Annotated in this window: 10 protein-coding genes; 8 read left to right on the top strand and 2 right to left on the bottom strand. The window is 40.7% G+C overall.

Translation table 11 applies throughout. The features are described 5' to 3' along the window. Positions 1-21: 21 nt before the first annotated feature. The 3 genes from VB083_RS04410 (at position 22) to VB083_RS04420 (ending at position 2,300) form a co-directional block, all read left to right on the top strand. On the top strand, positions 22-1,455 hold the full coding sequence (locus VB083_RS04410) for a Ni/Fe hydrogenase subunit alpha (RefSeq protein WP_213691549.1): 1,434 nt from the start codon (positions 22-24) through the stop codon (positions 1,453-1,455). Positions 1,456-1,545: 90 nt separating this feature from the next. Next, positions 1,546-2,004 carry a hydrogenase maturation protease gene (locus VB083_RS04415; protein WP_213695593.1) on the top strand — a complete coding sequence of 153 codons (459 nt, stop codon included), beginning with the start codon at positions 1,546-1,548 and terminating at the stop codon, positions 2,002-2,004. A gap of 8 nt (positions 2,005-2,012) precedes the next feature. After that, a complete protein-coding gene (locus tag VB083_RS04420) occupies positions 2,013-2,300 on the top strand; it encodes a hypothetical protein (protein WP_213691547.1) in 288 nt (95 codons plus the stop codon). 92 nt (positions 2,301-2,392) lie between these two features. Here the strand turns inward: VB083_RS04420 and VB083_RS04425 are convergent, their stop codons facing one another. Continuing rightward, positions 2,393-3,805, bottom strand: a complete 1,413-nt coding sequence (locus VB083_RS04425; protein ID WP_213691546.1) for a hypothetical protein — start codon at positions 3,803-3,805, stop codon at positions 2,393-2,395. 4 nt (positions 3,806-3,809) lie between these two features. Then, entirely contained in the window at positions 3,810-4,949 is a 1,140-nt protein-coding gene (locus VB083_RS04430; RefSeq protein ID WP_323401785.1) for a DUF362 domain-containing protein, read from the bottom strand. A gap of 250 nt (positions 4,950-5,199) precedes the next feature. Here VB083_RS04430 and VB083_RS04435 point away from each other — a divergent pair, with 250 nt between their 5' ends. From VB083_RS04435 to VB083_RS04455, 5 genes are all read left to right on the top strand, one after another. Beyond that, positions 5,200-6,321 (top strand): sodium ion-translocating decarboxylase subunit beta, encoded by a 1,122-nt coding sequence (locus VB083_RS04435; RefSeq protein WP_213691544.1) that lies wholly within the window; start codon positions 5,200-5,202, stop codon positions 6,319-6,321. 69 nt (positions 6,322-6,390) lie between these two features. Further along, positions 6,391-7,392, top strand: a complete 1,002-nt coding sequence (gene gap, locus VB083_RS04440) for a type I glyceraldehyde-3-phosphate dehydrogenase (RefSeq protein WP_307879811.1) — start codon at positions 6,391-6,393, stop codon at positions 7,390-7,392. 55 nt (positions 7,393-7,447) lie between these two features. After that, a complete protein-coding gene (locus VB083_RS04445; RefSeq protein WP_213691542.1) occupies positions 7,448-7,861 on the top strand; it encodes an archease in 414 nt (137 codons plus the stop codon). Between the two features lie 14 nt (positions 7,862-7,875). Further along, entirely contained in the window at positions 7,876-9,270 is a 1,395-nt protein-coding gene (locus VB083_RS04450; protein WP_323401786.1) for an RtcB family protein, read from the top strand. 163 nt (positions 9,271-9,433) lie between these two features. Then, positions 9,434-9,552 (top strand): formate--tetrahydrofolate ligase (locus tag VB083_RS04455; RefSeq protein WP_323401787.1); only part of this gene is annotated, 119 nt, incomplete at its 3' end.

Here is a 9,552-nt window from a genome sequence, read left to right on the forward strand (position 1 = left end):
GGAGCAGGGAGGAGATCGAAAATGTGTGCAGAAAAAGCAAAGACCATTGTTGTTAATCCTGTCTCCCGTATTGAGGGACATGGAAAAATTACAGTAATGCTCGATCAAAAGGGAGAAGTTACCGGGGCCCGTTTTCATGTCACGCAGTTTAGAGGATTTGAGGCGTTTACACAGGGACGTGATTTCCGTGAAATGCCCGTAATTACACCTCGAATTTGTGGAATTTGCCCTGTCAGTCACCATTTGGCATCTGCGAAAGCATGCGATGCTATTCTTGGTGTAACGTTGACTCCCACGGCGCATAAACTTCGTGAGCTTATGCATATGGGGCAGTTTATTCAGTCTCATGCTCTTTCTTTCTTCCACCTTTCAAGTCCTGATCTTTTGTTTGGATTTGATGCTGATCCTGCTGTTCGTAATGTAGCTGGTCTGGTCAATAAGTTCCCAGATTTGGCTGTTATGGGTGTAACAATGAGAAAATTTGGTCAGGAAGTTATTAAGACTCTTGGTGGTAAGAAAGTACACCCATGGCACAGCATTCCTGGTGGAGTAAACAGAAGTTTGAGGGAAGACGAGCGAGATGAGATTCTGGCTGGCATTCCAAAGGTAAAAGAAGACCTTCGCAAGGCTTTAGATCTAATCAAAAATTATTTGGCTGAGCATGGTAACGAAGCTAAAGAATTTGCAACTTTAGAGACTTCTTATCTTGGGCTTGTACGAGAAGGAAATCTTGAACTTTATGATGGACGGATTCGTTTACGTAGCCCGAGAGGTCGTATAACAGACGAGTTTGATTCAACTGAATATGCGACTTTCATAGGTGAACACGTAGAGCCATGGAGCTATCTGAAGTTCCCCTTCTATAAGCCATTGGGATTCCCTCATGGTAGCTATAGAGTTGGACCTTTGGGACGTGTTAATGCTTGCGATACTATTTCAACTCCTGAAGCTGCGTCAGAATTGGCTGCTTTCAGAAAGTTGACAGAAGATGGCATTGTTCACTACACAATGTATTATCACTATGCTCGGTTGATCGAAATTATGTATGCAGTGGAACGTATGGAAGAACTACTGCACGATGAGGATATTACCGGCAGGGAACTAAGGATTACGTCAAATGACCTTCAGCCAGAGGGTATTGGTGTTATCGAAGCTCCTCGTGGGACGCTGATTCATCACTATCAAGTGAATGAAAAAGGTGCCATTACTAAAGTAAACCTTATAGTTGCTACCGGACATAATAACTATGCTATGAATAAGGGCGTAGAACTTGTCGCTAAAAAGTATATACATGGAGAAACAGTAGAAGAGGGTGTTCTTAACAGAATGGAACACGTTATTCGCTGTTATGATCCGTGTCTTTCCTGCTCTACGCATGCTGTGGGTAGAATGCCTTTGAAACTTTCCATACTTGATGCGATGGGGAAAGAAATTCGCACAATTGAGAAACATTAGAGGAAATCGTTCTTTCTCGTAATCCATAACGGATCACGGCAGGGTTAGGGGGGAGCTCCCTGGCCCTGCCTTTTATTAAAGGAGTTATACATGAGAGTATTCGTTGCAGGATTTGGAAATCCTTTTCGCGAAGATGATAGTGTTGGCTTATTTCTTGCCCCTCGAATTGCCAGTTGGCTTGAAGGTTGCGGAGTTGACGTTGAGTTGTGGACTGGGCAACAACTTTTGCCAGAATTGGCATATGATCTTGAAAATGTTGATTTGGTTTTATTTATAGATGCTGATGTAAGACCGTTACCTGAAGGGTGTATACTTGAGCAGGTTATGTCAGATTCATCTCTTGAAGGATTGAACATACATTCAATGGGGCCTGCATGGTTGCTTTCTTTAATGGATCGTCTTGACATGAAGCAGCCAGAAACTTGGTTGCTTTCTGTTTCAGGATATTCCTTTAATTTTGCAGAGACACTTACTGAACAGTGCCTATCAGATGCTCATAAAGCAGAAGAAGCTTTTCATAAGTGGTGGAAAAAACGAGAGGAGGTTTAATTTTAATTATGTGTAAGGTTATAACTCCAGAATCAACAGAAGGACATCTTCATGTTCATGGTCCGTTAGAAGAAGCTGAATTGCTTCGTGAAACAATTGCTGAAGAATTGGAAGGAATGACAAGTCTTGTTGCCAGATGGCATGCTGTGGAAGGTCATGAGGCTAAACATGCCTTTCTTCACGCCATCGAATCTAAAAAAGCAAACTTGAAAAATTTATGGGAAGCACTGGAAAAACTAGAAGAAAGCTTATTTTCAGAGGCTGAGCATGAGCATTCCCATCATCACCATCATTAAGAGTTGCAGATAGGAAAAGCATAAATTAGAAAAATAAGAAGGGAAGAAAACTTTGAGATTTTTCTCGGAGTTTCCTTTCCTTCTTATTTTATTTACAGATCTAATATGGGAAAAAGTTGTTTAAAGACTTTATGTGTTTCTCTGGGTAAAATACGATATCCTTTACATTCTTTGGTGAGCCAGAGAAAGTAGTCTTTGTAAAATGATTGTGCAAGGGTGATTATAGATTTTTTACGGTTTTCTTTAATAAGCTCATAACTATTTTTAATAGCCCTATCTTCGTCACTATCCCAACGAAATGTGGCGAGAGCGTAAGCTACGCTTTTTTCGTGGCTATGAGCAGAAACAAAGGGGATTAGCAGAGTATTATCGCTCCAATCGTATGTTCCATAGCCATGCCCGGGAACTAAAATAACTGTAGGTAAACCGTACATTCGAACGCGGGCTACACGTAGCATGTCTGTATCGCGACTGATCATTTCTTCCATTAGAGAAGCTCCTTGCTCTAAGGGAAGTACCTTTGCATTCTTGCCTGGAATATAAAGGGGAGAAAGGTCTGTTCTGGCACTTTTAGCTGTCAAAGAAATATATTCTCTTTTAGCGTCAAACATTGATCGAAATTCACGTTTCTGAAAAGCAACACTTTCTTCTTTATACTTCTCTCCAAAACGCTCTTGTTTCTGGCGCCATTTTTCTTCCTCTATTTCAAGAAAGGAAAGAGCCATGGAACAGTATTGAGCTTGATAATGCATCGCCAGAATACGTTTGTATTCTTCTTCCGTAATGCCCCCTTCTTCTAAAGAGCACCTTTCTTTAAGAAGTGTCATCATTGCTCGTTCAGCTTCTTTGTACGTGTAGTGTGAAGAAGCCATGGATTGGTGAGTCTCTTCATTGCTTTCCCGATACTTGCGAGTTCTGAATTCTACTTCTGTGAAATTCGGAAGATTTTTTTCAAGATTGGAAATCATTGTGAGATTATTATCTTCGATAGAAGTGTTTTCTTTTCCCATAATGACTTGCAAAAGGAGATGAAGCCTTTTTTTATTCGATTCAAGACGTCGCTTTAGTTGATTTTTCCGTTCAGACAAAGATAGCCCCTTAAGAGGTTTTTCATAAGGATGTTGGAAGACGAAACAATATAATTCATTAAAATAGTCAGTTAAAGTAACATATTGAAATAATCCGGCAGGTAAAGCTGCTGAGGTATCTATTTCAAAGGTGTCACAATATTCTTCAGTAGGTACAAGACCGTAATTAATAAAGAGATCTTCTTTTTCGTCGAAAAAAAGCTGATCGGGATTCTGTGTTATTTGAGCTTCAAGTAAAAGCCATACGCATTGCCAATAGCATTCTCCCAGCTTTTGCCAGATTTTTCGCGATTCGATCTTTTCCTGGACATCGTCAGAAATGCTATATTTCTTATATGCATTTAAAAGTGTTTCGAAAGCCTTATATTGCTGTGTAATTTCTGGATTATCTTTCCAACGTGCGAAGGGAAAACTCACCGTGTCAACACCTGCTCTTTATAAGATCGAGTAGTTTGAGCACCAAACCTTTTCGAAATTCAATAGCATTATTAGGACATACTTCTTGGCAACAGAAGCACCGAATACATTTATTGTAATCGAAATTAAGTTTCCCGTATGAGTCCAAAGTTACAGCTTGGGCTGCACATATTTCTTCGCATTTTCTGCATCGAATGCATTTTTCTGGTTTATGCACGGGACGTGAAACGAGGTATCGTTTCGAAATAACATCCAAAAAAGGAGGAAGAAGATGTAGTGAGTCAAGGTTGGGCATATTAACATGTTGAAAATCGAAGGAGTCTGGTTCTTCACAATTAAAAAAGATGCAGGATTCATCTAGAATCAAGTCTCTTTTTTGTGCGGCTCGATATAGAGGAAAATCCTTAAGCTTTACATGAAGCATGCGGCAAATTGTAATGTCAAGATTTATAGCATCATCTGAAGCAGCCAGTAAACCAAAAAAGTGTGGATTCCCATTTCCAGGGCCATGACCGTCCATACCCCAAATGCCATCAATAATTGTTAATGTGGGAGAAAGCGCTTCATATATATCGAGGTGAAGCTCAGCAAAAATATCACGATTCAAACCAACATTGTAATGCCAGGAAGCCTTTTGCTGACCAACAACAGTTCCAAAGAGATTTTTAACCCCAAGAGTAAAAAGCATTTGTGCATGAGTCTTAAGCTTGGGGATATTAATAATAAAATCTGCATCAAGAGCTGTTTGTGACAATTCAATACGATGGAAACGAGCCTGGCGAGAGACAGGAATAGGTGTAGGGTTTGTCAATTCAACAACCGGAATATGAAGCTTTTGGGCTATAGTGTTCATCCCGGTCTTTTCAGCAACAGAAGAGAAGCGATCTAGACCTGGACTATCAGCTATTATTGGATGACCACCTCTATCTAGCACTGCTTCGGCGATACTTTCCACGACTGCTGGGTCAGTTGTTATTCTTTTTTCCGGAAGAGATGCCGAGAGCAGATTGGGTTTCAATAAAACAGTGGCGTTCTCTAAAATAATTTGCCTTTCATCTATAAAGTGATTAAATATACGATTTATTTTTTGTTTCAGGGAATTCTTTTCGTAGCTTTCTTGTTTCATGAGCATCATAGAAATCATTTTTATCCCCCTTTGAACAATTATCCATTGACAAAGTATAAGGCTAAGTTAGAATAACTTCTATAAGTTAACAACCTCCTGAAGGGGAGTAGCTTGAAAAGGCAGGGTCAACATCATGACCTTTAGGTCTGGCTCTGTCGTTGGTAATTGCCAATAAGCGAGACCTTTAGTGTGGCGAAAGTCATGCTAAGGGTCTTTTTTTATGAATAAAATTCTATCTTAATGTATGAAGACAGGAGTGTGAACATAGTTGGAAACTATCTTTGAAGGCATTGCTTCCATAACAATACAGCAAGGCATTATGATAGGTGTGGGTTTACTTCTTATTTATTTAGCTATTGTTAAAGAGTATGAGCCAGCATTACTTCTTCCCATGGGGTTCGGTGCCATATTAGTCAACATTCCGTTGACATCGGCTTTAACTCAAATTGTAGCGGGGACCTCTCATCCTGGAGCTCTTTCATTGCTCTTTGATATAGGTATTTCTACAGAACTTTTTCCTCTTCTTATTTTTATAGCTGTTGGAGCTATGATTGATTTTACACCTCTTTTTCAGTCTCCAATGACAGCTCTTTTTGGTTTTACAGCTCAAGCTGGCATCTTCCTGACAATGGGGCTGGCGCTCTTGCTGGGGTTTGATATTAATGAAGCGGCTTCCATAGGCATTATCGGAGCGGCAGATGGGCCTACCTCCATATATGTTTCTTCTCGTTTTGCACCTCATCTCTTGGGGCCTATTTCTGTAGCTGCTTACTCATATATGGCACTCGTTCCTCTTATTCAGCCACCTGTAATACGATTATTGACAACGAAGGATGAACGTAAAATTGCAATGACCTACGCAGAAAAACCTGTTTCCAAGAGATTAAAGGTCCTCTTCCCTATTTGCGTTACTTTGATTGCTGGAATATTAGCTCCGGCCTCTGTTTCTCTTATTGGCTTTCTTATGTTTGGAAACCTTCTTCGAGAGAGCGGCGTTGTAGACCGTCTTGCCAAAGGAGCCCAAAACGAACTGGCAAATATTGTAACCATTCTTCTCGGACTTGGAATCTCAGCTACTCTTACCGCAGATCGTTTCTTGCAACCGTCAACCCTTGCCATTTTAGGAATGGGACTTGTTGCCTTTATTCTTGATACTGCCGTTGGTGTTCTTTCGGCTCGTTTCATGAATTGTTTCCTAACTAAAAAAATAAATCCGATGATAGGAGCTGCAGGAATTTCTGCTTTTCCTATGGCAGCGCGGGTTGTACAAAAAATGGCATATAAAGAAGATAAAAATGCTTTTATTCTTATGCCGGCAGTTGCCGCAAATGTCTCGGGACAAATAGGTTCTGTTTTAGCTGGAGGAATTCTCCTCGCTCTTTTAGGGTAAGTATTTCTTGACGTGAAACTTTGCTAGCGTCACAATGTGAATAGTTTTAGGTAAAGGAGCTGAAGAGAGATGAAAAAAGTAGGGATTAATGGCCTCGGGCGTATTGGCCGTTTGGCGTTGCGACAGTATGTAATTGATCCTCCTGAGAATATCGATATTGTCGCTATTAACGATCTTATACCTGTAGATGAATTAGCTTACTTACTTAAATATGATTCTATTCACGGCAAGGCCCCTTTCCATATTGAGGCAGGGCCTGATTACCTTGATTTAGACGAGAAACGGATATATGTGACTTCAATTTCAGACCCTTCGAAAATTCCTTGGAGTGAGAGGGACGTAGAGGTCGTGTTGGAGTGTACCGGCCGATTTACTAAGAGGGAGAAAGCCAAAGGACATCTTGAAGGTGGGGCTGCAAAAGTTATTATAAGTGCTCCTTCTGAAAGTGCAGATATAAGTATAGTCATGGGGGTTAACGAAAAGGAGTATGATCCCTTAAAACATTCGATTATTTCCAACGCTTCATGTACTACGAATTCTATGGCTCCTGTTTTAAAAGTACTTAACGAGTCTTTGGGTATCGTCTATGTTATGGCGACGACTGTACATGCGTATACGTCTTCTCAGACGCTCGTTGATTCTCCCTTATCTAAGCGAAGACGAGGACGAGCGGGAGCTTTTTCTCTTATTCCCACATCTACAGGGGCTGCAAAAGCAACAGCTCTTGTTTTGCCTGAGCTGAAGGGCAAGCTTGATGCCATAGCAGTTCGAGTTCCCATACCAGATGGTGCCCTCACCGATATGGTTGTGCACTTTGAATCAGATGTATCTGTTGCGGAAATAAACAATATTCTTAAAAGGGCTTCAGAAGAGGAACTTCGGAATATTATTGAGTATAATGATGAGGAAATCGTTTCTGCCGATATTTTGGGGAATCCGCACTCGGGGGTTGTAGACGGCCCCTCTACGCGAGTTCTTCAGAATAGAGTCGCTAAAATATTAGTGTGGTACGACAATGAGTATGGATACTCAAGGCGAATGATCGATGTAGCGAACTTTATTTCTCGATAAATCTTAGGCGACTCTACAGAGTCGCCTTTTTTATTACCTTGACGGAGGGCTTCTGATGGTCTGGAAAGAGATAGAACATACTGCAGATGTAGGGTTTGAGGTAGACGCTCTTTCTCTTGATGAATTATTCAAGGAAGCAGCTTTTGCTCTCTATGGTGTTTGTTACGGGAATACTTTATCTGATGAAAATATTCATGATGGAAGCCGTTACACAATTTTACTTGATGGAATAGATCTCGAAGAACTGGTTGTTTCATGGCTTAACGAGCTTATTTATATTTATGAAAAACATAGAATGCTCTTTATTCCTTTAACTCTCGTAGTAAGAAAAAATACATGGCATCTTGAAGCAGATGGCGTTCTTGTAAAGAGTCATTCAGTGCGGATGTCAGCCAAAGCTGCAACATATGGAGGACTTGTTATTTACGAGGAACCCAAACCTTTTCTCAGAATTTTTCTTGATGTGTAGAGAGAGGTGAGAGTATGAAAAATATGTTAAAGAGAGTGGATAGTGTTCGTTTGATTTTAGAGAAAGAAGCATTATCAGGAATGATGGTGCCGGGATTGATCTTTGCTGATCACTATATAGAAAAAACATTGGAACAAGACAGTGCATTGCAACAGGTAGCAAATGTAGCATGTTTGCCTGGGATTTTAGGTTACAGTTTCGCTATGCCAGACATTCATTGGGGATATGGATTTCCTATAGGCGGAGTTGCTGCTTTTGAAGTAGATAAAGGCATAATCTCACCTGGAGGAGTTGGATATGACATATCCTGTGGAGTTCGCCTCCTTTCCTCTTATATTAAACTATCAGATATTTTACCTACTCTAGATTCAGTATCTTCTTCCCTTTTTTCAGCAGTACCAAGCGGTGTTGGAGCAACAAGTACAGTGAAATTATCATCAAGAGATTTAGATGCCGTTCTTTGTAAGGGGGCTCATTGGGCGGTCAAAGAGGGATATGGTATACATAGCGACTTGGAACATACAGAGCAAAATGGTTGTATTGAAGGCGCTCTTTGTGAGGCTGTTTCTTCCAGAGCGAAAGAGCGAGGTAAAAATCAGCTTGGAACACTGGGATCTGGTAACCATTTTCTTGAAATTCAGGTTGTAGATGAAATCTACGATAAAAACGCAGCATCGCGCATGAATCTTGAGGAAGGATGTATAACCGTCATGATTCATTGTGGAAGTCGAGGACTTGGTCATCAAGTTTGCGATGATTACCTGAAAGTCATGCGTAGAGCTATGTCTAAATATAAAATTAATGTTCCTGATCGACAACTGTGCTGTGCTCCTATACTCTCTGAAGAGGGGCAAAGCTATATTGGAGCTATGAGAGCTGCTGCGAACTTTGCTTTGGCTAACAGGCAGATTATAGGATCAGCGGTGCGAGATGTTTTTGCTCACTTTTTCCCAGGAAGACCTCTTTTTACTGTCTATGACGTTAGCCATAATATGGCTCATATAGAAAAACATGTATGGGAGAAACGGAAAGTAGAAGTATGTGTCCATCGTAAAGGGGCTACCCGATCCTATGAAGGGCAACCTGTACTTATTCCCGGGAGCATGGGAACTGCCAGTTATGTTTTGGTAGGAACTCAAAAAGCAGAGGAAGAAACTTTTGCTTCTACATGTCATGGAGCTGGTCGTGTCTTAAGCCGGAGCGAGTCGATGCGCCGGACAAAAGGTATGAATTTGTTTGAAGAGATGGCTCGGCGAGGTGTGACGGTAATGGCAGATAGCCCACGAACATTAGGGGAGGAAATGCCCGAAGCATATAAGGATATTTCCGCTGTTGTAGAGGTTGTACATAAAGCCCAACTCAGTTTAAAGGTGGCTCGTCTTCGACCTATATCTGTAATAAAAGGTTAATATATTATATCTTTTTAAAAAATGCAAGAATATTTCAGCGTACAATTATGGATAGTTCTATAAAAATGCATTATTATATTCAGGATGCTCTCCGTTCTGGCAATATTCAACGGCATGATAATGATCTTGTACACGATGAGTAGAGGAGGTAAGGCAACGAATGATGCTAAGCGATATTGAAATAGCACAGCAGGCCCAAATGAAGCCTATTGTGGAGATAGCTTCTCAGTTAGGTATCGACGAAGAGGAATTGGAGCTTTACGGAAAGTACAAGGCGAAGGT

The sequence above is a fragment of the Aminobacterium sp. genome (assembly GCF_034926885.1).
Lineage (GTDB): Bacteria > Synergistota > Synergistia > Synergistales > Aminobacteriaceae > Aminobacterium.